Below are 23,647 nucleotides of genomic sequence, written 5' to 3'. Positions count from 1 at the left end.
TGATACCTTGAGGGCAATTGCCAATCAAAGAACCTCCGCGTGAGCAACTGTGACATCTTCGCTGAAGCCAAGTATACGAGTTTTCGCTTAGGAAGGCCCGCTCCGTTGGCGAGCGGGCCTTTCTTTGAGCGAATGCTCAAAGGTTTTGCGAGACGCCTATTTCTTGCCGCCCCAGTTCTCGGGATAGCCGGGCAAGGTCTGGCATCCGCACAGGCTGTAGTGCAGCGGCGGCATGCGCTCGTCGATAAAGTCAGCCAGCCTGTCTTGCGTGATCGCTGGTTGCGGCAGCACCCATTCCGGACCTGGTACGGATTTGCCGTCGAGGACATCGAGCGCGCCGATGATGGCGGTGCGCCATTGATAAGTCGGATAGGACGGTCCGATGGCGGTCAGGTTTTCCTTCTTCCACTTGCGTAGAAAGTCCTGCTGATCCTCCCCGCTAATAACCGGATAAGGCTGGCCGGCATCTTCGAAAGCTTCAAGGGCCGCGGTCGCGGTGTCACCAGCGTCCATCCAGATGGCGTCGATCTTTTCGCCGCGGTTGAGGTAATCTTCCACGATGGCCTTGGTCTTGGCCCGGTCGCTTCCGGTAAACTCCGAGCCGATCACCTTGAGTCCTGCCTCGTCGAAGATGTTCTTGGCCGCCGAATAGCGCGTTTCCAGAACATCGACGCCCGGCATGATCCGGAGTGCGAGCACATTGGCTCCCGTCTTCAGCTTGCGGGCGATGAAATCGCCTGAGGTGATACCGAAACCATATCCGCCGACCGGATGGATGTAAGTGACGGGACATTGCGTCGCCACGCCACGATCGAACACGACAACCGGCAATTTGGCGCAAGCCGCCTCGACGGCAGGGGTGAGCGCGGCTGTGGTATTGGGCGACACAATCAGGGCATCGCATTTGCCACCGTTGACCAACGCAGCGATGTCAGAAATCTGCTTGTCGTCCTTGCCTTCGGCATCGACGACGATCAGTTCTTTGATGCGGTCCTTGTGAAGCTCGGCCTCAGCCTTGAGGTTGTTCAGCCCGACAACCCGCCACGGGTTGAAAACGCCTGCATTGGAGAGACACAGGGTAACCGGGCCGTCCTTCTTATACTTCGCGGTATCGACCATAGCATCGCCCAGGTGTTGTGCCCAGGGTTGACCTTCCGGACCTTGCGGTGTCATCGCGAGTTGCTCGCGCTGCTTCTTGAATTCAGCCGGATCGTTGAATTCCTGCGCAAGCACCGTTCCGGCTACCGTCGTTGCAAGCAAGGCGGTGGCCAAAAGCTTCAACTTTTTCATCATCACTCCTCCAATATGCCGGCGCGCCGGCGGTCCTGCTTGTCGTTTGTTGCAAGCAATCAGGTTCGGCGACGGTCGCGCCACGCGCTGATGCCGACCGCCGCGATTAAGATCAGTCCCTGCAAGCTGTCGCGCAGTGCTTGCGGCAGTCCCGCGAGATTGAGCAGGGTGAAGAGGGCAAACAGGCTGAGCGCACCGAACAACGCGCTCCAGATCGAGCCGCGTCCGCCCAAAAGCTGAGCACCTCCGATCACGCAGGCCGCGATCGCCTGCAATTCGAGGCCGCGTCCGGCGTTGACCGAGACGCCGGAAAAACCACCGATCAGGATGCCTGCTGTTACAGCGGCGAGCGCGGAAACTATGAATGCTGCGACCCGCGTTGCTGCCACAGGCACGCCTGCAAGCTCTGCCGCGCGCGGATTGTCGCCAACCGCCAGTGCTCTTTTGCCAAAGACCGAACCATTCAGCCCCCACCAGGCCAATGCCGAGAACATCGCCAAAATCAGAACGGCGAGCGGCAGCGTCCCAACCAGCCAGACATCGCGTAGCACCAGTCGCCCCAGATTGCGGAAATTGTCCGGCAGGTCGCCGCGCGCCGCGCCACCGGACCAAGCAAGAGCCAAACCGTTGACCAGCAGCATTGTGCCCAATGTCGCGATGATTGAGGGCACCTTGAGCAAGGCAACGACAAGCCCGTTGAACAGACCTATCGCGAAGCCCATTGCATAGAGCAGGCAGATGGTGGTCCAAGTCATTGCCGGATCACCGTCGATAAGAATGGAGGCGGCCAGCACCACGAGCGTCACCACAGCGCCCACCGACAAATCGAAACCACCGGTCAAAATGACGTAGAGCTGGCCGGCGGCCAGGATCGCCAGGGGTGCCGCGCGGCGCAGGAAGTTCATAAACAGCTGGCCTTCCAGATAGTTCGGCTGGAGGAAGGCGATTACCGCGTAGAAAGCCACGAAAACGGCGAAGCCGATATTGAGCCTTCGCCAGGATAGCCGGACGCAGCCGCCCGAGGCGGTACGATCGAGCAGCGTCATGCGACATGCCCCTTTTGCCGAACGGCGTGAACAGCAACCGCAGCGATGACGATGGCGCCCCGCAGCACCTGCTTCAGGAAGGCATCGACTCCGATCATGTTAAAAGCTGCATCCAGCGCAGCGAACAAAAGCACACCCGCCATGGTTCCCGCGACGCCGCCCTTGCCTCCGGCGAGAATTGTGCCGCCGATCACGGTGACGGCGATCGATTCCAGATCGTAGATGCCGTCGCGGCCGATCCATGGCGTGCCCGACTGCAGACGCGACGCCAGATAGAGTCCCGCCACCCCTGCCAGCAGGCTGGAGAGAATATGGGCGTAGACGACAAACCGTTCCGTATGAATGCCAGCGAGCCGCGCCCCTTCGGGATTGCCCCCAACGGCATAAAGACGAGCGCCAAAAACTGTGCTCGACAGCACGAAAGATGCCAGTGCAGCCGTCGCCGCAAGCAGAAGAAGCGCAAAGGGAACACCGAACAGACCGCCATAGGCCAAAGTCTGGAACTGCGGCGCCACGGTGCCGCCGAGATAGGTGAAGGATGCAGCCAGTATACCTTGAATGATCAACCCGGTGCCGAGCGTTACGATCAAGGCATTGATCCCGAGATACGCCGCCAGACAGCCGTTTATTACACCCACCATCGCACACCCGATCAGGCAGATGGCGACAGCCGGTGCAATCATGGCCGGATCGCCCTGCATGATGAACGAGGAGATGACCGTCACCGCGCTGACCAACGCAGCCACTGAGAGATCGACCGAGCCCACGAGGATGACGAAGGTCTGGCCGAGCGACACAAAGCCAAGCGTCACCATGCGCTGCAGCAGACCAACGGTCCCGTCAAAGCCAAGTTGGCTGCCGGCGTCGGTGACAAGGGCGGCAATGAAGTAGATCGCCAGCGATACAGCGACGAGTACCAATGCGATGGACGGACGCAACCGTTTGCGTATCGTACTCATGCCCCCCGGCTCCCTTGGGTGATGCCGAGCTGAAGCGCCATGACCTCCTCTTCGTTCGATCCGCGCGGCAACTCGCCCGCAATCCGGCCCTGATGCATAACCAGTATCCTGTCGCACACACCGATCAGCTCGGGCATGTCGGACGAGACGACCACGACCACGCGTCCTGCATCGGCGGTCTCGCGCATGGTGGTGTAGATCGCTGCCTTCGCGGCGATATCGATGCCGCGGGTCGGCTCGACGAACACGAGTACTTTGGAGGACTGCTCCAACCACCGGGCAATGATCGCCTTCTGCTGGTTGCCTCCAGAGAGCGCGCCGATCGGCTGACCGAAATCAGCGGCGCGCACGTCCATGGCGCGCAGCTTCCCGTCGATCCTTGCCCGCGAGAACCTTCCGCGTTTGGGATGCTCGAAAAAAGAGGCCAAGGCACGCAGAGTCAGCAGCGCGTTGTCGCGCACCGACTGGCGGGGCAACAAGCCTTCGCGTTTTCGGTCGCCGGGCAAATAGCCTATGCCATTGGAAATGGCTTGTCGGGGGCTGTCGATGCGCCTTTCAGTGCCATCCACTTCAACCACCCCCGAGACAAAGACCAAGTCGCCGACCAGGGCCTGCGCGAGTTGGGCTTTGCCCGAATCCTCCAACCCCGCTATGCCTACGATCTCTCCGGCACGAAACCGCAAGTCGATGGCGCGCAGCACTGCGTTCGCTCCACCAGCAACAGACAGCATGGTCCGGCCGGGCGCGGCAGCGGGCGGCGGTGGGTAAAAATCCCCCAAGTCGCGACCGACCATCGCCTTGACGATGTCGCTTATCTCCGTCTGTTCGCGCGGGCGCGTCCAGACCTTGCGCCCATCCTTCATCACTGTGACCCAATCGGCGACGGCCATGATCTCGGGCATACGGTGCGAAATGTAGACGATGGCGACGCCATGGATTTTCAGTCTTCGAACCAAGGCAAGCAGCGCCCGCGCGTCACGCTCGTCAAGGGCGGCGGTCGGTTCGTCCATCACCAGAACGCGGGCTTCCGCCAAAAGCGCTTTGGCGATTTCAACAAGCTGCTGCTGCGCGATCGACAAGTCCGCGACCAGCGCGCCGGCATCGATGCGGGCACCCAACCCTTCAAGCAAAGCCGCGCTTTGTCGCCGCATCTCACGCCTATCCAAAATACCCCGACGCGCGATCTCACGCCCCATGAAGATATTTTCGGTGACCGTTCGATAAGGCAGCAGCGACAATTCCTGATGAATAACGGAGATACCGGCCGCATGGGCATCCAGCGGATGCGAGAAGCGTGACACGGCGCCGTCGATGCAGACCTCGCCGCCATCGGGCCGATAGCTACCGCCCAGAACTTTCATCAGCGTCGATTTTCCGGCACCGTTCTCGCCGCAAATCGCATGGACCTCTCCCGCTCGACAGTCGAAATCCACGTGATCGAGCGCCAGAACGCCTGGAAATGTCTTGGTGATGCCGGTCATCCGTAGGAAGGGTGGATCTTGTGTCATGGCGCGACCGTTTCGCCCGTTGCACCCATACGCTCGCCTGCCGCTTCCCATTCGCGTCGCACGAAGGCTGCGCTTTGAACGAAGAGCGTATCGAGATCGTCGAACAGATCACGCCAGACGCGCGTTGCCCCGGCCAGTTCGGGAAGCGCGCGACTGAAAGCTTCGACGGTAAGCCAACCATCATAGCCGCGCCGGCGCAATGCATCGAAATGCGCCGCGAAAGGCACGTGTCCGGTGCCGGGGATGCCTCGATCGTTCTCCGAGACATGAAAATGATTGATCTCGCGATGATAGCGCTCAAAAACGGCCGGCGGATCCTTTTCCTCAATGTTCGCGTGGAAAGTATCAAACATATAGCCGTAGTTGGGATGCTGGACCCGTCGGTGGATTTCGGAAGCCGCCGACATGGTCGACATGAGATAACATTCGAAGCGGTTGACGGCCTCAGCCGACACCATGATGCCGGCAGTTTGCGCATAATCGGCCAGCGCACGCATAGCCTCCACGCAATGTTCCAGCTCTTGATTCGTCGGCCCGAAGCCAGTGAAGACGCCCACCGGCGAATGGATGGGGCCGGCGATGATTTCCCCTCCCAGTTCATGAGTACAATCGACGATCCATCGGTGGCGATCGCGTGCACGGGCGCGGATCAACGGGTCCGCGCTGATCGGATTGGCATCCGGAGTGGCGACAGCGGCCGCGCCGGCCAGAAGGCCGATATCAGCCAGGATCCTGCCGAGAACTCGGAAGCGCTCCGGCGTTCCGTCGAACACTGGAACCTCGACGGCGTCGTAGCCGAGCGCCTTCAATCTTTCGAGTTGGCGGCGATGAGTATCCGAGATGTCGGCGCCCAGCACGAGCAGGTTCAATGCAAGCTTCAAGTGGTTCCTCCCTGTCCCCACCTTTCGATGCCCACATTGCCAAACTTGACTATGCGGCGCTTGCGCCTCACGTTAGTGGTAAATTTCTTAAGTCGGCCGGCAATCACTTGTTTGTCAAAATGGGGGGAAATATCTTGAACGAACATGCGGCACTGCGCCTGCAACACCAGCGCCCTTCCGTGTTCCGACAGCCGGATTCGTTCATGTATGCCGACAACTGTCGCGAATTGCAGGCAGCAGCCCAGCGCGGCGAAGTAGAATTACACGCGTGGACGCGCGGCAGCTATCCCGGAACGTCTTTGGGCGAAAGGCTGCCCGGGGTGCGTACCGTCGGCTTTTGGGATGCGCGCAACAAACAGGCCTGGGGTCTGGGCACACACTGCAACGAAGGCTTCAAGATCGCCTACCTTGCCCGCGGCAATCTCAATCTCGTCGTGGACGACTGCGCTTATGAACTGGAGCAAGGCCAGTTCATCGTGATCCGGCCGTGGCAACTCCATTCTATCGGCAATCCTGTTGTCGATGCCAGCAAGCTGTTATGGGTAATCCTTGATGCCGGGTTGCGCCGTCCAAGCGAGCCTTGCCATTGGCCCAACTGGCTCGTGTTTTCGCGTGACGAGGCCGACGCGCTTGACCGGCTGCTGACCCAGAACAATCAACCCGTTTGGGATGCTGGATCCGACTTGCGTCGCACCTTTGAAGCGTTGGCTCCCATCCTGCTTGAGCGGATGCCAAAGGATGGCGAGACCCGGCTAAAAGTGGCGCTCAACGCGATCATGATCAGTCTAATTGAGCGTATGTCGGAGCAGGCGCCAAAACTCGACCCAAACCTTTCTACGTCGCAGCACACCGTTGCCATCTTCTTGCGGCGACTGGGCTTGGCGCTGGGCGAAGCCTGGACACTGGAAACGATGGCGGAGGAATGCGGCCTTTCCCGTACGCGTTTCTCCGAACACTGCAAACAGCTGACCAACATGACGCCGTGGCACTATCTGCAACATCTGCGACTTGAGGAAGCATCGCGCCTGCTGGCGAATTCGAACAGACAAAGCGTCACCGAGATCGCATTTTCGTGCGGCTTCAACTCGAGTCAGTATTTTTCCAACGCCTATCGCAGGCGATACGGGTGCGCACCTACAATAAGCAGGCGAGGCAGCACGGTCCAAATTGGCACTCCGTCGTAAAATTCGCATCTCCCGCAGCTATAATTTCTCCTTGCTTGACTGCTGCTGGCGGATTAATGGCAGATACCTACTTATATTTTACCACAAGCCATTGTACTTTAAATTGCTCCTGCCGGATATGATCCGATCACAAGATTGGAAATGTATTTTCCAATAACGTAAGTACTAGCGAATAATCGACGCTCATGCGGAAGGCCAACAATTGGGGCGGCCGCCTGCCCATTATCATGCAGGATGCATAAACGACACAAAAAGCCCGCTCCGGAGGCCGGAGCAGGCTATTGGTAGCCGAGAAGCTCGTCAGATCACTTGCAGTCGTTGAGAAGCTTCAGCGCCTTCTCTGCGTCGGCCTTGGTGGCGTAACTTTTCTTACCCGCATCCACCAGCTTGGTGCCGTCTGGTTTCTTGTCAACGATTTCACACTTCTTGGTAGCAACCGATTTGACGACGTAGAACTCGGCAGCAGCAAAAGCCGGCATGCTGAATACAGCCGCCGCTGCGACCGAGAAAACAATCTTACGAAACATCTTCCATCTCCACAAACTTTCTAGAGTTATCTACCCTACGAAATCTATATACACTACCTTCTGCGGAGGACGGATGTAGCTTCCGTGCAGAATCCGTAGAGAACAACAATGATTCATCGGCTTAGTAGAGCGATCCGCAAATTCGGTGGGCTGAATTCTTACTTGGCCCGAAGACGGGTGGAGACAAACTAGTGACGACAAGATTGCAAGCGATCCGCCATTGGCCGCAATCCTAGCAAGCCTTGGCATAACCATCAAAGGCTGCACGCAGCAACGCTCGATCACCGACATAACCTTCATTTGCTGCAGGCTCAGGTGATCCGCATGGCGGTGCGATAGGCGAGGCCGGCGGTTCGGAAAACGTCGGCGCCTCCGAGTGAAGTCTGCGTGGCTCGGTCGGGCGATGATTTATCTTCCATCAGCGTCATTATGCGTTTAGTGGCCCAGCTATCGCATGGCCATGCTCAAGCGCCATTTGGATCACGCGGATGTCGCCCCTTGCTCAGGCAGACGGATAACGAAGCTGTGACGCAGCGTATGTGGGCTGACGCGCTTGCGAAAGCTGGCAGCCTCGGCTGCTTCCTGGATAGCGGCGTAACTGTCGCGCGATGAGATGGGATAGGTGTAGTTATGCCTAGGGCATAACCAGTCATGAAGCGTCAAGCAGTTTGCGCCGAGATCGGGTGATCAACAGTAACTCGATAACGTTTCGCCGCTTCAACATCACTAGAACAGAAACCACAAAACCGAGATCGTGCTATTGATCGTAGCAGAACGAACACCGTACTCATGTAATTGGAAACGGCCGACATCTTCAGGCGCAGTGGTATGTGGAAAGCGTCCTATAAATACCGCAAGCGCCGGACGTGGCGAGCGTAACCTTGCACGGCAAACGATCACAGCCCCTCACATCAACATGTCCAGCTACATACGCTGGCGAAGCGGCGAGATCGGGGGCCTATAGACACGGTAGCCATGGCGAGTTCCTCCGATTGATAGGAACTCCATCGTCAGGGTACGACTCCTACCCGCTCAAAGCCAATAAACATCACAGAACCTAGTACCCTTCTCGCGAAACGAGTTCGGGGGCGAAGCAGCATTAATTTTTGCTGCTCATCAACTCATCAACGATGCGCCTAGCCGGGAGGTCAGGCCAACCAGTAGCGCGTCTCTCCAATTTGTTCTGTCGCGAACGCCCAGCTTCAAGTATTTTCCGCGAGATCGTTTCCTGTTGCTGACGCAGGTGATCACTCAGCAGCTTGTTACGTGTGATGTAGCCGGCATTGACGCCCGGTATCGAATGGTTCATCAGAAGATGCACGTCAAGTTCCGAAATACTGGAGGCTTGGGCGATAGTGCGAAAAGTCTGCCGCAGGTCATTACCCCATTTCGACAGATCGTCGCGCTTCTCCTTGTGTTCGGCCATATGACCGCTTTCGCTGTCGGCAGGGAAGAGCCAGTCCCGCGACTGTTTTTCATACATGACTCGATTTATGCGCAACACCCGAACCAAGCTACGAATCATTGCATTCGACAGCGGTATATCGAATGCCTTGACCTCTCCGCCCTTCGGCTTGGGTACGTGCAAGATGCGCGCACGAAAATCGAGATGCTCGACTCGCGCCTTCCTGATCGCCTCAGGGCGATGTCCTGAGAGCAACATGAATAAATGGAATTCCCGCCGGATAGGATTCTTCAAAGCTGCTAGTTGCGTGAACCAGCCTTCCAGATCCGACAGTCCAAGCGCGGTATTGCGACGATGTTCGGTATTCCAATCTATAGCAGATACCGGGTTGTCAGCAGGCAGAATGCGAGCAGCCTTGCGGGCGTGATTGTAGACGGCGCGCAACGTACGCATGCAACCGTTGGCGATGTAGGCGCCATTCTCCTTGGTCAGCTTCTCGTGCCGTGCCGCTACCAGCGAGGGATCATCGCCGAATTTGGAAAGCGGTTCGCTCAACCAGTCAGCCAAGAGCCGCTCGATATGATCGCAATAGTTGTTGATCGTTCCTTCGCTTCGGCCCTTCTTCTTCATGTGCCCGTCACGGTAACGCTCCCAGGCGATACGCAACGTGGGATTTGCGATCGATGGCAGGTCAGCTACGACGATCCCGCGGTCCAGCTTTTGTCTAGACTCACGAGGGTCCACACCGCTGGCAATCTTTCCGAGAATGTTCTTGGCCCTCGCTCGCGCCGCTCGCGTCGTAAGTTCTCCGACTTCAGCAATCTTCATCCGGACGGACAAGCGCTGTCCCCCGCTCCTTCGCTCGCCTTGGACAACGAATGTCTTTCGCCGCTTGCCTACAAGTACCATAAAGCCGGGCAGTTCGGTGTCGCGAGCAAAGTACTGCCCAGAAGAGGCCGGCTGGAGGTTCGAAATAGTGCGATCACAGAGAGCGATTCGAAGGTCCATAATGTCAATTAGTACGGCATTAGTACGGCGATTGCATCACGTACGATTTGTCGGCCTGTCTACGCCACGATAGGCGAACAATACGAAAAATACAACCAAATTAATGCACTATGGGGAATCCGTTCGTACGATAGCGCACAGTCTGAAACAAAGGGAAATGCTCTCTGGCAGATTCCTAATCTGTAGGTCACAGGTTCGATTCCTGTCGGGATCACCAAAATCAAACGGTTAGCGGTGATATTTATATTTCATGCTGCAACTGAAATGATTTTCAGTACGGCCACTCTATGCGTCTGTGGTGTGGCGCGACCCGCCGGATAGCCGAGATTCATGGGAGCAGGACTGAATGGCTCCCCTTTTCCTCGCTCAAAACTCTGAAGAGAGCGATGATTGGCGCTTGAGCATTCGTGCTATTCTCCACCATCAACCGGAGGTGAGGATGATCACGGGGCCTTTATGCAAAGCCGCTCGCGCGTTGGTGGAAATCAGCCGATCCAAGCTAGCAACCAACGCACACATTGACGAAGAGGTCATCGCGCTCTTCGAGCGCGGTATCGATGTTCCAGGCGAAGCCGCGAGAAACGCCATTAGGACCGCATTGGAGGAACTTGGTGCGGTCTTCCTGCCAGAGGAAGGATCGCAGGGTGCCGGCGTCAGGCTGAAATTCAACCAGTCGCTCACCAAACGGCTTGGCATTCTGGAGAGCGAAGGCGGGATAACGGCCAAGGACGACGTACCTTAGGGGCACAGAACACCTTGCCACTACAGATCCCGTCGCTGGCGTTGACGCGATGACAGCCGCTGGAGCATGGTCGGCCTCCTGTTTTGCCGAGCTTACTATGCAAACCCTTCCCATCTCCGAAGAGGTCTGGCGACGAGCCCTCCACTTTGCCCGCGAGCATCTGCTCTGGTGGCACGAGCCCGAAAGACAAAACATCGATCCGCGGGTCGTCGAGAGAGCTAGATACAAGGCTCAACACAAGATTGATCGGATCTATGCGCGAGGGCTGCCGGAGTGGCAGGAGCGAGATCGAGACTCCCACGTGCCATAGTTGTTTGAAGAGCTCGGTGTTCCCGAGCACTGGTGACGCTGCGGAACTTGCGGCCACCAAAGCGGCGCTGCCGGGGTAGGCTATGACACAAACGGACGAAGAGATTGAACGTCGTAGAGGCGTTCGCAAGGTGATTTTAGAATATCTGGATTGGGTCTCGTCCTACGACGAGCAGCGACAATACCAAGCAGCTGTGCCGCATGGCGTCCATGTGCCACATGAAGCGATCAATCAGTGGGCCGATTGGGTCCAGGACGAATGGTGGGACACATATGTTCCGCCGGTCTTCTCGATCAACGAGCAGCGTGCCATGCGCGATTACGACCGTGTGTGGAAAGAAGTCATTGACGAAACACCCAATCCCTTACCCTCGCTGGACGAACTCATTGGAACGGAACCGTGGGAACGGCTCCGTAGTGCCGCAGAACGCGCCCGCAGAGCCTTCTCAACTCACGTGCGTGGCCTTGAGCGCGACATGAACTCTGAAGCCTTGTAAAAAAAATTTGGGGGAAGCTTCCCGATCTGCAAGGAACGGGCGCACCGTGATTTCGAAATCACTGTGATCGTGGCGCACAGTTTTGCTCACGTTCGGCCAACTAAGTTGATGTTTCTCCGAAGACCGCCACGAACACAGACCCCCCTCAATCATTCCTGATATTTATTGCTCGAACCACAACAATAAACATTGATATAATGCAGAGGAACAACGCAACAGAATTTGCCGTTGATATCCAGCTGCCGGTTTTTTCGCGGATCTGATCCAAACTTACGAGCAAATAAGAAAATAGAAAAACAAATGGAGCTGTCGATATCCGGTTGAATTGCCCGGAGCTCGACTTAAATATATTTTTTTCCGAAGAAAAATCAAAAATGTTCACCTTTTCACTGCGGGATGAATTGGCCGAAACGATAAATAGGGGACAAGATAATATTGAGAGAACGCCTCCCCATCCATTGTATCCGTAATTCGTGCAGATGATGGCCGAAACTGAAAAAGCCGCACTGACTGCCGGCAGCATCGAATTAACCCTTACGAATTTGTCGCCTATTTTGGTCATTTGTTCCTCACAATTACGATCAGCCTTCACGGAAGTGCCCTATTCGGAGGCTACAATCCGACTCGCTCAGGGATACCGCTCTCGCTTGGCAACTGTGGCCGTGTTCTTGCCGGGGGACACCATTTGGGTGCTACTCGTTGCGTCGTTTGGCAGCGGGAATTTGATTCCCCCGCTTAGAGTTGAATACCGAAAGGTTGTAATGACGAAAATGTTTCTCGCGGCAGTTTCCCTGATTGCCGCCTCTGTCCCTGCATTTGCAGATGAGGAATGCTGGCCTGTCAAGAAGACGGTCTGGACACTGGATGGAACAGCGATGCTCATTGAAGAGGCGCGCTGTTCCGAGGATAGCAACACCTATATCGTCAGAGATGTGCGGCGAGGAGAAACGCGCGAAATCTCGCAAGAGGACCTCTTCCCGGTCGATCCTTTCGAGCAAGACGGGAAAACATCGGACTCACCTTCACTTCCAAGCAATTGACGGCGAAGCACGGCCGGTTGGCCTGGGCCGACTGCGAACATGCTGACGGAAACCTCATCCTCCAGGGAGGAGGTCTCCAGCAGGCTTCGGGCTGGGGTGCAAGGGCCAAAACAAATGCCGGGCAACCCCGCATGCAAGGGACCGGGTCGCGTGGACCGCAGATGTCGCAGTCGGGCCTTGTTGAAAGATGGCTTCGCCTTCAGACTGTTCCAAGACCAACAGAGGATGCGCCCACACAGGGGAAACAAGCCGCGCCATGTTCGCCGATCCATCGAGAACCAAGCCAATTCCAGACACTTTCTCGCATTCCACGGATCCGCTGTGCATCGATATTCTCCTGCTTCCGGAAACCAACCTCATCCTGCTGGCCTCCGTCATTGAACCCCTTCGTGGCGCGAACCGGATTGCCGGCGAAGAGAAATACCGCTGGCGGATTCTGACACCCGATGGCGGGCCTGTCGAAACAACCAGCCATATTCCGATACCGGCAAGTCAGGCGTTTCGGCCAAATGCCGATACCAATCCCCTGTTTGTGCTGGCCAGCTACAACTGGATGCGCGCGGCCTCGCCGCAGCTGATTGCCCAGCTTTCCCGAACTGCCCGCCATCGGCCTTTTGTCGCCGGGATCGAATCCGGAACATGGCTGCTCGCCCGCGCCGGTCTGCTCGACCATTTCAAGGCAACGACGCACTGGGAGGACATCGACGATTTCACCGCCAGGCACCCGGCAGTCGATGTCAGTTTCTCCAGGTTCGTGATTGACGGCAAGCGTGTGACGACAAGCGGTTCGTTGCCCACCATCGATCTGATGCTAGAGCTCATCAAGTGCAGGCAGGGCTACTCGCTGGCGCTGGAGGTGAACCGGCTGTTCATCTACACCGACGCGCTGTCCGACCGGCGCAGCGAAACCGTGACTGGCCATGATCTTCATGTGGGAGAGCCTCGGGTGGCAGCCGCGATCCGCATCATGGAGCAGACGATCGAGCAGCCGATGGCACTCGACGAGCTGGCGTCGACATTGCGGATGAGTGCGCGGCACCTGCAGACACTGTTCCATCGCACGATGGGCGTGGCACCTCATGTGCATTACGTCGCCCTGCGCATGAATGCCGCCAGGCGCCGCGTTATTGAAACGAGAAGCTCATTCGCCGAGATCGCGGTCACGACCGGATTCACGTCGGCTTCCGCGTTCACGCGATGCTACCGCTCCCATTTCGGCGAGAGCCCGTCCGGGACCCGCAGGCGCATGAGATCTTTCGGCCGCCAGACCGTTTGAGTACGCCAACGCCGGCAGGGCAATGCAAGCTGACGGGCCGATCAGGCCGCGGCGACAAGTGCGTCGCTGTTCTGCTCCCGCGTCCGCAACGGCGAGCAGCCAAATGCACGCTTGTAGACTTTCGAAAAATGCGACGCGGACGTGAATCCGCTTGCTATGGCAACTTCCACGATCGGCATCGGGGATTGTTTGAGCAGGAGCCTGGCGCGCTCGATGCGCATCTTCGTGTAGTACTGCGCCGGGGACGACCCCAGCTCCGTCCTGAACAGCCTCTCGAGCTGCCGGCGCGACATCTTCAGGTCCCTCGCGATGGCAGTTATGGCAACCGGCTGATCCAGGGCTTTCTCCATACGCGAAACCGCCCTGAGCAGACTGGTCGTGCATTGTTTGAGGCGTACGGAGAGTGGCGCCCGTTGCGGCTCCGAAGGCAACCGCACCCGGTCTATCAGGGCCTGAGCACACACCGCCGAAGCTGTATCGTCACCATAGTCCTTGCGCACGACGTCCAGCATCATATCGAAGGTGGCGGTGCCGCCGGCGCAAGTGTAGATGCCTCCGTCGATCTCATAGACGCTTGTGTTGGCCAGTGCCTGCGGGAACACCTCGCTGAACTGCGGGTAGTTCTCCCAATGGATGGTGCAGCGTTTGTGGTCGAGAAGTCCGGCTTTTGCGAGCGTGTATGCACCGGTGCAGACGCCGCCAACGACGACACCCCTCTGCCTGCACTCCCGCAGCCATGCACCCGCTGACCTGTCGTAGTACCGTGAGACATTCTGGCCCGAACAGACGATCACCAGGTCGGCGCGGTCGGGATGACCAAGCGCCAGCCGCTCTTCGGCGATCGACGACTGGGCTGCGATGGAGAGGCCGCAGCTTGCCGTGACGCCTTCACCACCTGTCGAGGCAACCCGCCAGCGATATCCCGATCTGCCGAGCGCTCTGTTTGCCAGACGCAGCGTCTCGATCGCCGAGGTGAAGGCCAGCATGGTGAACTCAGGCATCAGGAAGAATACGACCAGGTGATCTTCGTCCGTTGTCTGCTTGGTCATCTTGTTGCCTTGCAGGAAGCGCCTCCTGAATTCTGTTGCCCGGCAAGAAGACCGGGAAACTGAGTTTGGGCCGGCGCGCGATTGCTCGAGAAACAATACCCGCCGAGCTTCGCCTTCTGCTTTGCAGTTTTGGCGGTGAACTATACATTATCGGAAATTTTGCTTATGCGGCTTCAAGAGGTGTGAAGCTGCCGCGATTGGTCAGCTGGTGAACAGTGGCAGCCGCAACACGCGATCAGGCTCAGGGGTGAAGCCCAGGGCCTCGTCCATCGGCACGGCGGCGGAGAAAAGGTAGCCCTGCGCAATCAGGCAACCGAGGGACACGAGGATCAACCGGTCTTCATCGGTCTCCACGCCTTCGGCCATCACGTCGATCTCGAGTGCCTGCCCAAGATCGATGACGGCTTTGACAAGAGCCTGATCCTCGGCGGACTTGGAGAGATTGCGCACGAAGTTCTGGTCGATCTTGATCTTGCGGATACGGCTGTCCTTCAGCGACAGGAGTGTCGAAAATCCGGTCCCGAAATCATCGAGCACAATCGATATGCCCGCGTCGGCCAGGCGTTCGAGTTTCCTGTCCACCCTGCCGCGATCGATCGGGGCTTCCTCCGTGATCTCGATTTCGAGCATTGCTGCCGGGATGTTCTTCGCAGCGAGCGTCCCAAGGATCATGTCATCGACATTGCCCGCTTCCAGTTCTCGCGGCGACAGGTTCATCGCGACGCGCATGTGACCGCGACCACTCCTGATCAGCTCTTCAATCATAGAGCAGCAGTTGAGCAGGACCGTCTCCGTCAGCAGGGACTGCAGACCGGTTTCGCGAGCCGCGTTCACCACCGCGGGAGGGGAAAGGAAGCCGTGCAGCGGATGCTGCCAGCGCAGGAGGGCCTCGAAACCGACCGTCGCATTCGTGTCCAGCCGCACGACAGGCTGGAACCAGGAGCACACGGCACCCGCCTCGATGGCCGAGCGCAGATCGCGTTCAATGCAATGCTTGCGCTCGAGCGCCTCCTCAAGCTCCTGGTCGAAAAAGCAGTATTCGTTCCTGCCGCTGCGTTTGGCGGCATAGAGCGCGAAGTCTGCGCGAAGCAGCATTTCTGTGAGATTTGGTTTGTCCGACGCGTAGATGCCGATCGAAGCGCCGATACGCACCGAATTCAAAGTGGAAACCTGGCCTGCGATTGCGGATATGATCGAGCCTGCGAACACCTCGGTCTGAATTCGCCCTTCGGCTGAAAAAAGCAGGACGAATTCGTCGCCGCCGATACGCGCGATTGTCGCTCGTTCCGGGGCATGGCTTTCGATTGTAGCCGAAACATTCACCAGCAGGTCATCGCCAACACTGTGGCCATAGGTGTCGTTGACCGACTTGAAGCCATCCAGATCGATCAGCATGACCACGAACGGACCGTCCTCCGGTCCAAGCCGGCCGACTGCCTGCTCCAATCCGCTTCGATTGAGCAGATTGGTCAGCGGGTCGAGCCTGGAAGTCCGTTGCATCTCGGCGGCGAACGCCTTGGCTTCATGTTTGAGGCGGCTCGTCTCGCAGAACCGCGACTGACCGATGAAGGCGCTCCTCACCATACCGCCGAGGAACAGGATCACCGTGAATGCCAGGATGTAGCTGTCAGTGTCGCCTTTGGCCACAAGGCAGCCCGCAGCCACCACGAGCGGCGGAACCATGAAATTGAGGGAGGCCGGCGCGTAGGCGGCACCATAGGTCACGGATCCGGCGCAGGCGCCGGCCAGCACGATCAGATAGAGCGGACAGTGCGGGTTGGTGTAGCCATGCGTGAGCACGGCAGGCAGCGTCCAGATGATCCCCGACAGCAAGGCCAGCAGTCCATACCGCACGAGCGCGGCACGGACAGTGTTCTCGTCACCTCCGTTTGCGTCCGATCGTCCAAGGGCGAGCGCAATGCGTCCGCCGCTGACCGCAACGCTCGCCGCGAACCAGAAGGAAGCAAGGAGACCTCCCTCCGAGCGGATCTGTTCGACCAGGATCACGGCTGCCAGCACGATGCCGATCGGCATCGAGATGAAAAGCCCTGCTTTCAGGTCAGCAAGCTGATCGGCGAGGATGCCGGCCCGCACCGGGGCCATCGGCAGCGACCGGGATGAGCCCGCGGTCGTTCCGGCACCGCGTCCGGCCACGACATTGCTTTCAGGAAGGCCGATCCGGAAGCGCACGGGGAGCCTGGAGCGGAGGTATGCGATCGAAAGACGCCACAAGAAAAATCTCCTGGCCTGCACTTTGAACCAGGGGCGATAATCCCTGGCCATCTGCCCCGGTTAGTCAGGGCTTACGTTGCGTACTCCAAAAGAACCGGCTCAGGTAGTCGCAAGAAAATGCGTGGTTAAAATCTGGCCACGTTGGAGAATTGGTGGAGAAAATCGAGAGAGCAGGCGCCGGCCGCGTCGACGGCCGGCGTTCTCCTGCAAGGAGATCGGAAGTCTCAAGCCGTCTGCGATCGGAATCCACGGTTATCCGCAGAACGGCTTCAGGCGATTGGCGACGTTCGCCATGCCCGTGTAGTCGCTGACTGCATCGTTGCGGACCCAGTTCTTTGACAGCCGGATGCCAACCATGCCGTTGGGCATCAAGGCAACGATGTTGCCGCCCCAGCCGAGCGCCGCAGGTATGTACAGCTTGCAATCGGTGGAAGCGTCGTAACGATCGTTCCAGAGCGCCATGAAGTACCGTTGCGCGCCAAAGGCATTGCTGTCGCCGGTCGGCAAACCCCGATCTTCCTTTCCGGCCAGCATCTTCTCGACCATGGGCGCATAGAGGATCTGCTCGGCGCCAAACCGCCCGCCGTTCTGGTAGAGATCAGCAATCTTGGCGATGTCGCCAAGGGTGGGATAGTAGCCGTAGGCCATCATCGGCTGACCCTTGCTGCCATCCTGCTCGATCGTGCGGTTTGTGGGTGCATGGTGGATGCCGATCGGCCGATAGACCTCGTCTTCCAGCATCGCCCATAGATCGCCCTTGCCATCCTTGCTTTTGAGATACGACTGCATCGCGACGCCCAGCAGGAAAAGGTCCTGATCGCGATAGCGCATCACTTCCCCGGGACCCCATGGGAAATCGGGTGTCTTGGCCAGCGCCTTCACCTTGTCGTCGACACTCTTGGCCTCATACCATTCGGAGTAATTGCCTTCGAGATATCCATCATGGGCGGCGTTGGGATCGCGCTTGTCGGTGCCAAAGCCCACCCCGCTTGCCATGTTGAGCAGATTTGCAAACGTGACATCGCGCCAACCTTGGTGCGCTGCCGGGATTTTGACGTAGTCCACGACCTTGGCCGCAAAGACTTCCGGGCCATATTTCTGCGCGAGCCGGAGCAAGGCAACACCGCTCGCCAGCGTCTTGGTGGCCGACCAGACACCGAAGCCGGTGGTATCGCAATATGGCAGCGGACCCGCCGCGCTCTTGCAGGGCTTGCGGTACAAGGTGCCATCAACGACCATCCCGCTGACCAGCACCTCCTCCTGCACCATGGCGCTTTCGAAATCTGCCAGCCTGTCCTTGCCAACCCTGGTCTCCAGCTGCGACCAGTCCGCGACAGGGAACCGATCGGCAACCTCGCGGCTGTAGTCGCTCTTCAGGCTTGCAAGCTGCGCGATGTCGCCGGGCGCATAGTGCGCGGTCGCCAGACCCCACGCCGTGAAATAGTCTTCTATGTAGTAGGGTGCCGTTTGCTGCACGATCTGGAAGCGGAGTTTCGAAACCTCCTTGCCGTTGAAGAGGAAGGTCGCGATCCCGTTGTGGGTTTCGCCTTCGATCGAATGGACCAGGGAAAACGGGAATGAAGCCCGCGACCATTTTCCGTCACCTGGCTCCGACCAGACGCGGCCGGGCTGGACGATGACGTCCCAGTAGCTGCTGCCCGCCGGGGTCGACCCGAGCCGGATGACATCCCTGTCAACCGGGACAAGATCGCCATTCTGCACAAAGAAGGACAGGTTCACGGCAGGGAACACCTTTGGATCCTTGCCCATGACCTTGGGAGCTCTGAAGCTCGCCGGCGATGTGCCCATGGTGATTTCTTCGAGCTGTAGCGCACCGGTGAAGTCGTGCTTGGCCGGCCCGGCTGCGGCACTGGGCAGAAATGCGGTGTTCGGGACAAGTCCTCCAGGCTGCGCGGTGCCAAGCAGCTGTTCCACGGCGATGGTATCTTCGGCTTGCGCGGTCGCGCAAAATGCCGTCGTCAACACGGTTGAGGCGAAGATCGCAGAGACAATATGCAACAGTGACCGCAGGTTCATGTTCCCTCCATTTGTCATTGGTTCCTTCAAGCTCCGGACAGACGCCCCCGGCAGCCAGCCATGCGCTGATCCGCAGTCCCGAGTCCTCATCCCGGACTTGCGACGATGAGGCCCTCAAACTGCGCTCCACAGGCTGGCAAGCGCCGTTCCGAAGCTTGCGGGGCAAACTATTCAGGGGAGCCGCATGAGCGTCAATTTCGCAGGATTTCGCTGCATGGCTTCTCGCTTTGGAGCGCTGCCGGCGTCAGTCAGCGAATGCGGTAGCGTCAGCTGGCGAATGCCGAGTCTGCCGCTGATTGGAAACCGGTTACCGCATTCCCGATCGGAATGCAGAGGCGGTTTGACCGTCAACGCAACTTGGCTGGCTTGTCGGATCAGAAACCTGGCTGGCAGGAGCGCGCAGATCTGCCGTCTGGCAACCATTGTACCCTGGAGCGTTTCCGTTTTTCGCGGAACCGCTCCAGGCTTTTGTTTTCGCAGCATTTCTGTAACGCCAAGTCATCCCGCTTGGCTACAAAATGCTCTAGGAAAGGCCACGGGCGATCAGCACACCGAGATCGCTTTTGATGCGGTTCTGCACGAGGTGCCTGATAACCTTCGGGATATGTTCGGAGTCTTCGGGATAGACACCACACTGCCTGACGGCATCGATCAGCGATGCGTTGTGGTCCACGGCCACATAGGCAAGGTTCGACGCAAAGGGACGCCTGTCGAGATAGCTCGACACGCCGATCATCATGCCTGTGAGGATGCTGACCTGATCGGTATAGCTCGGATACAGACAGGTCATCGTGTAGGACTCATTCAGGCCCTTGTGGTTGTCCAGGATGTACAGGAAACCACCCGCCAGGCTGACCAGTCCATTCATCTTGTAGTAGTAGACGGGCTTCCTGAGGATCGGTTCATCTTTCTGGATGTAGCGATCAAGAACCTTGCTGCGCATGACGTCGCCATCCCGGTAGATCCTGGCAAACCCCTTCACGATCGCCTTGTGGTGATTGGTCCAGCGAAAATAGGTGTGGTAGTAGCGGCAATAGCGGTCGAGCTGCCCCGCCTCGCCAGCGGAGCCGAAGCCCAGAAGAGCAACCTTTGCGCCTTGCTGCCGGTCGTGTCGCCTGGCGAATAGCGAGGCGTCGAGATCAAGATCTGCTCCCGGGACGCGAAAGAAGTCGGCAATCCTGCGAAGGATCGATCCAGACGGCCGGGTTTCACCGCTGAGGTAGCGATTGAACTGCTGGCGGTTTATGTCGATCCGCCGGCACACCTCGGCAATCGAGCCGTGACGGTCGCACAGCAGGCGCAGATTGCGGGACAGATTGTTTGCGGACATGTCGCCTTCCCGTGCAGCGCGCAATTCTTGTACTGCTGCCTGGACCTGGCAAGACGTCGCCTCGGTTGCGACGCAGTCACCGCATGGCTGCAGTCATCGCGAAAATGCCGACAGTATGGCCTGAAGCGAGATGTCCGGCATGTCGGAAAACACCCTGCCTTTTTGCCAGATTGCGACATAGTGATCGAGCACCGATGGCTCGACTGGCCGCCTCTCGACGCCGAGGACTTCGTATTTTCGCGCGATGATATTGTTGGTTATCGCAACACCGGGACCGCATGCGTTGCGATTGGCTGTCTGCTATCTGGCTTCTGCATACGGTGCTGCTGATCAATCTGGAGCTACCGAACTGACCAGCGCTCGATAGTCTCGGTCAATCGCGCAACCACCTAGGGCGTGGGCTGCTTCTGCGTCAGGTCCTGCGGCTGGTCGCGCAGGACGCGCAGTTCGTACCACAGCGCGTTGAGAATGCCGACGGTGGCAGCGAGGCCGAGGCCGAGTATCCAGGCGAAATACCACATGACCGTTGCTCCTCAATAAGCGTGATCCGCTTCGCGGACGTCCTTCTCGCTCACCTTGCCCCACAGTACCCTGTAGACCCAGGCGGTGTAGATCAGGATGAGCGGCAGGAAGATCGCGGTGGCGAACAGCATGTTGCGCAGTGTCGCCCGGCTGGACGAGGCATCGAACACCGTCAGTGAATGACCGGGATTGGTGCTCGAGGGCAGGATGATCGGGAACATCGCCAACCCGACCGTGGCGATGATGCAGACGATCGAAAGCTGTGAGGCCAGGAAAGTCAGGCCGGCCTTGCGTGCGCGGAAACCTGCCGCGACCACCAGCGGCAGCAGCACGCCGAGCAACGGCGCCAGCCACAGCAGCGGCATGTTCTGGAAATTGTGCAGCCATGCGCCGGCATTTTCGGCAACCGTCTTGCGCAGCGGATTGGATGGTCCGTCCCACACGATCGGGCTCGTCACCTCATAGCCACCGAACCAGCCCAGCGAGATGAAAACGCCGCCCAGCGCGAACAGCACCGCGGCCAGCAGCGCGGCCTTCGGGCCGATTGATGCGGCACGCTCGCCAACCACCCCGTCGGCCTTGAAGGCGAGCCATGCCGCGCCATGCATGACCAGCATCGCCACCGACACCAGGCCACAGAAGATCGCCAGTGGGTTGAGCAGGCCGAACAGGTTGCCCTCATAGATCGGGCGCAGATCATCGGTGAAATGGAAAGGCACGCCCTGCAGGACATTGCCGATCGCCACGCCGAAGATCAGGGCCGGCACCGCGCCGCCGATGAACAGCGCCCAATCCCAGTTGTTGCGCCAGCGCTGGCTGTCGCGCTTGGAGCGGTATTTGAAACCGACCGGCCGCAGGATCAGGGCGAACAGGACCAGGAACATCGCCAGGTAGAAGCCGGAGAAGCTCACCGCGTACAGCGCGGGCCAGGCTGCGAAGATCGCACCGCCGCCGAGGATGAACCACACCTGGTTGCCTTCCCAGACCGGACCGACTGTGTTGATGGCGACACGACGTTCGATGTCGGTCTTGGCGACAAAAGGCAGCAGTGTGCCGACCCCCATGTCGAAACCGTCCGTCACGGCAAAGCCGATCAGCAGGACGCCGAGCAGAACCCACCAGATCAGGCGAAGCGTGGTGTAGTCGAAAAGAAACTCGATCATATCCGTGTTCCTTCCAGGTGCCTATTTCGCGGCAACGAGCGTGGTGCTGCCTGACGGTGCGGCATGGTCATGTTCCGTTGCCGGACCCTTGGCGATGGCCGCCAGCATCAGCCGGACCTCGATGACGGCGAGCGTGCCGTAGACCAGCGTGAAGCCCAGTATGGTGATGATGAGATCGCTGATGCCGAGCTGGGATGTGGCAAGGAAAGTCGGCAGCACACCTTCGATGACCCAGGGTTGGCGACCGAATTCGGCCACGAACCAGCCGACCTCGACGGCAATCCAGGGCAACGGCATGGCGAAGAGGGCCATGCGGAACAGCCAGCGCGGCGCCGGGGTCTCGCGCATCGTGTACCACAGCGAGGTCAGGAACACGGCGAGCAGCAGGAAACCGCACGCCACCATGATGCGGAACGTGAAGAAGATCGCAGGAACGGTAGGCACCGTATCCCATGCCGCCTGCTTGATCTGCTCTTCGGTCGCCTGGCGCGGATCGGCGACGTAACGCTTCAGGAGCAGCGCGTAGCCGAGATCGGCACTGGTTGCGTCGAAACGCGCCCGCGCGGCGGCATTGCCGTGGTCGGCCTTCAGCTGCTCCAGCGCATCATAGGCGGGGATGCCGTCGCGGATGCGCTTTTCGGCGCGCTCCACCAGCTCGAATATGCCGGGGATCTGTTTGTCGATCGAACGCGTGCCGATAAGACCCATCACCCAGGGGATCCGGATCGCAAAATGCGTGGTCTTGTCCTGCATGTCGGGAATGCCGATGGCCGTGAACGAGGCCGGTGCCGGCTCGGTTTCCCACATCGCCTCCATGGCGGCCAGCTTCATTTTCTGGTTGTCGGTGATCTCGTAACCGCTCTCGTCGCCGAGCACGATCACGGAAAGAGCCGACGCCGTGCCGAAGGCGGCGGCAATGACGAAGGACCCCTTGGCCAGCTCGATATGCCGGCCGCGCAGCATGTAGAAGGCCGAGATGCCGAGCACGAAGGTCGCGCCGCAGACATAACCGGCCGAAACCGTATGGACGAATTTGGCCTGCGCGACCGGATTGAACAGAACGGCGATGAAGTCGGTGACTTCCATGCGCATCGTGTCGGGGTTGAAGGCGGCTCCGACCGGGTTCTGCATCCACGCATTGGCGATCAGGATCCATAGCGCCGAAAAGTTGGTGGCAAGCGCGACCAGCCAGGTGACGGCAAGATGCGCGCGGGCAGACAGCTTTTCCCAGCCGAAGAAGAACAGCCCGACGAACGTGGCTTCCAGGAAAAAGGCCATCAGGCCTTCGATGGCCAGCGGCGCGCCGAAGACATCGCCGACATAATGCGAATAGAAGGCCCAGTTCATTCCGAACTGGAACTCCATCGTGATACCCGTCGCGACACCGAGGGCGAAATTGATGCCGAACAGCACGCCCCAGAACTTGGTCATGTCGCGCCAGATGGTGCGCTCGGTCATGACGTAGACCGTCTCCATCATTGCGATCATGATGGACAGACCGAGTGTCAGCGGCACGAACAGGAAGTGATACATCGCGGTCAGCGCGAACTGCAGGCGCGACAATTCGACGAGTAGCGGATCGGTCATCTGGCGTCCCCTATAGGCGTCACGACGCTCACTATAAGACGAGCATAGAATGATG

20 protein-coding genes and 1 pseudogene are annotated in these 23,647 nt (G+C 58.8%); 5 read left to right on the top strand and 16 right to left on the bottom strand.

Translation table 11 applies throughout. The features are described from left to right. Positions 1 to 156: 156 nt before the first annotated feature. From ACFWYE_RS13490 to ACFWYE_RS13470, 5 genes are read right to left on the bottom strand one after another with little or no spacing between them, the layout of a single operon-like run. Positions 157 to 1,290: a substrate-binding domain-containing protein gene (locus ACFWYE_RS13490; RefSeq protein WP_379111923.1), complete on the bottom strand. Its 1,134-nt coding sequence runs from the start codon at positions 1,288 to 1,290 to the stop codon at positions 157 to 159. 59 nt (positions 1,291 to 1,349) lie between these two features. Then, entirely contained in the window at positions 1,350 to 2,336 is a 987-nt protein-coding gene (locus tag ACFWYE_RS13485; RefSeq protein ID WP_379111921.1) for an ABC transporter permease, read from the bottom strand. Beyond that, positions 2,333 to 3,295, bottom strand: a complete 963-nt coding sequence (locus ACFWYE_RS13480) for an ABC transporter permease (protein ID WP_379111919.1) — start codon at positions 3,293 to 3,295, stop codon at positions 2,333 to 2,335. Before ACFWYE_RS13480 ends, ACFWYE_RS13485 begins: the two co-directional genes overlap by 4 nt. Beyond that, positions 3,292 to 4,776, bottom strand: a complete 1,485-nt coding sequence (locus tag ACFWYE_RS13475; RefSeq protein WP_379111917.1) for a sugar ABC transporter ATP-binding protein — start codon at positions 4,774 to 4,776, stop codon at positions 3,292 to 3,294. The genes ACFWYE_RS13480 and ACFWYE_RS13475 overlap by 4 nt, the downstream gene beginning before the upstream one ends. Positions 4,777 to 4,799: 23 nt before the next feature. After that, a complete protein-coding gene (locus tag ACFWYE_RS13470; protein WP_379111915.1) occupies positions 4,800 to 5,612 on the bottom strand; it encodes a sugar phosphate isomerase/epimerase family protein in 813 nt (270 codons plus the stop codon). A gap of 59 nt (positions 5,613 to 5,671) precedes the next feature. Here ACFWYE_RS13470 and ACFWYE_RS13465 point away from each other — a divergent pair, with 59 nt between their 5' ends. Then, positions 5,672 to 6,868 carry a helix-turn-helix domain-containing protein gene (locus ACFWYE_RS13465; RefSeq protein ID WP_379111913.1) on the top strand — a complete coding sequence of 399 codons (1,197 nt, stop codon included), beginning with the start codon at positions 5,672 to 5,674 and terminating at the stop codon, positions 6,866 to 6,868. A gap of 305 nt (positions 6,869 to 7,173) precedes the next feature. Here the strand turns inward: ACFWYE_RS13465 and ACFWYE_RS13460 are convergent, their stop codons facing one another. The 4 genes and pseudogenes from ACFWYE_RS13460 to ACFWYE_RS13445 all read right to left on the bottom strand — a co-directional run. Continuing rightward, on the bottom strand, positions 7,174 to 7,395 hold the full coding sequence (locus ACFWYE_RS13460) for a hypothetical protein (RefSeq protein ID WP_379111911.1): 222 nt from the start codon (positions 7,393 to 7,395) through the stop codon (positions 7,174 to 7,176). A 480-nt stretch (positions 7,396 to 7,875) separates the two neighbouring features. Then, positions 7,876 to 8,058: a tyrosine-type recombinase/integrase gene (locus ACFWYE_RS13455; RefSeq protein WP_379111909.1), complete on the bottom strand. Its 183-nt coding sequence runs from the start codon at positions 8,056 to 8,058 to the stop codon at positions 7,876 to 7,878. Positions 8,059 to 8,494: 436 nt separating this feature from the next. After that, on the bottom strand, positions 8,495 to 9,430 hold the full coding sequence (locus ACFWYE_RS13450; protein WP_379111997.1) for a tyrosine-type recombinase/integrase: 936 nt from the start codon (positions 9,428 to 9,430) through the stop codon (positions 8,495 to 8,497). A 99-nt stretch (positions 9,431 to 9,529) separates the two neighbouring features. After that, positions 9,530 to 9,808 (bottom strand): annotated as a pseudogene (locus ACFWYE_RS13445) (integrase arm-type DNA-binding domain-containing protein); the annotation flags it as partial. A 346-nt stretch (positions 9,809 to 10,154) separates the two neighbouring features. Between ACFWYE_RS13445 and ACFWYE_RS13440 the strand changes: the two are divergent. The 4 genes from ACFWYE_RS13440 (at position 10,155) to ACFWYE_RS13425 (ending at position 13,672) form a co-directional block, all read left to right on the top strand. Then, complete coding sequence (locus tag ACFWYE_RS13440) at positions 10,155 to 10,550, top strand: XRE family transcriptional regulator (RefSeq protein WP_379111907.1); 396 nt, start codon at positions 10,155 to 10,157, stop codon at positions 10,548 to 10,550. Between the two features lie 392 nt (positions 10,551 to 10,942). Next, on the top strand, positions 10,943 to 11,356 hold the full coding sequence (locus ACFWYE_RS13435) for a hypothetical protein (protein ID WP_379111905.1): 414 nt from the start codon (positions 10,943 to 10,945) through the stop codon (positions 11,354 to 11,356). 482 nt (positions 11,357 to 11,838) lie between these two features. Then, positions 11,839 to 12,396, top strand: a complete 558-nt coding sequence (locus ACFWYE_RS13430; protein WP_379111903.1) for a hypothetical protein — start codon at positions 11,839 to 11,841, stop codon at positions 12,394 to 12,396. A gap of 256 nt (positions 12,397 to 12,652) precedes the next feature. After that, a complete protein-coding gene (locus ACFWYE_RS13425; RefSeq protein WP_379111901.1) occupies positions 12,653 to 13,672 on the top strand; it encodes a GlxA family transcriptional regulator in 1,020 nt (339 codons plus the stop codon). 41 nt (positions 13,673 to 13,713) lie between these two features. On the opposite strand, the gene ACFWYE_RS13420 is transcribed toward ACFWYE_RS13425, so the two are convergent. From ACFWYE_RS13420 to ACFWYE_RS13390, 7 genes are all read right to left on the bottom strand, one after another. Next, positions 13,714 to 14,721: a GlxA family transcriptional regulator gene (locus ACFWYE_RS13420; RefSeq protein WP_379111899.1), complete on the bottom strand. Its 1,008-nt coding sequence runs from the start codon at positions 14,719 to 14,721 to the stop codon at positions 13,714 to 13,716. Between the two features lie 201 nt (positions 14,722 to 14,922). Continuing rightward, positions 14,923 to 16,953: a putative bifunctional diguanylate cyclase/phosphodiesterase gene (locus ACFWYE_RS13415; RefSeq protein WP_379111897.1), complete on the bottom strand. Its 2,031-nt coding sequence runs from the start codon at positions 16,951 to 16,953 to the stop codon at positions 14,923 to 14,925. A gap of 252 nt (positions 16,954 to 17,205) precedes the next feature. Continuing rightward, a complete protein-coding gene (locus tag ACFWYE_RS13410) occupies positions 17,206 to 18,990 on the bottom strand; it encodes a serine hydrolase (protein WP_379111895.1) in 1,785 nt (594 codons plus the stop codon). A 523-nt stretch (positions 18,991 to 19,513) separates the two neighbouring features. After that, the gene (locus ACFWYE_RS13405) at positions 19,514 to 20,320 is read right to left on the bottom strand and encodes a helix-turn-helix domain-containing protein (protein ID WP_379111893.1); all 807 of its coding nucleotides are present in this window, start codon (positions 20,318 to 20,320) and stop codon (positions 19,514 to 19,516) included. Positions 20,321 to 20,709: 389 nt separating this feature from the next. Continuing rightward, the gene (gene cydX, locus ACFWYE_RS13400; protein ID WP_129412790.1) at positions 20,710 to 20,841 is read right to left on the bottom strand and encodes a cytochrome bd-I oxidase subunit CydX; all 132 of its coding nucleotides are present in this window, start codon (positions 20,839 to 20,841) and stop codon (positions 20,710 to 20,712) included. A gap of 12 nt (positions 20,842 to 20,853) precedes the next feature. Further along, on the bottom strand, positions 20,854 to 22,005 hold the full coding sequence (gene cydB / locus ACFWYE_RS13395; RefSeq protein WP_379111891.1) for a cytochrome d ubiquinol oxidase subunit II: 1,152 nt from the start codon (positions 22,003 to 22,005) through the stop codon (positions 20,854 to 20,856). A 21-nt stretch (positions 22,006 to 22,026) separates the two neighbouring features. Beyond that, positions 22,027 to 23,592 carry a cytochrome ubiquinol oxidase subunit I gene (locus ACFWYE_RS13390; protein ID WP_379111889.1) on the bottom strand — a complete coding sequence of 522 codons (1,566 nt, stop codon included), beginning with the start codon at positions 23,590 to 23,592 and terminating at the stop codon, positions 22,027 to 22,029. Between the last annotated feature and the right edge of the window lie 55 nt (positions 23,593 to 23,647).

It is taken from the genome of Mesorhizobium sp. NPDC059025 (assembly GCF_042739655.1).
GTDB lineage: Bacteria > Pseudomonadota > Alphaproteobacteria > Rhizobiales > Rhizobiaceae > Mesorhizobium.
This window is presented reverse-complemented; position numbering and strand designations above follow the sequence as displayed.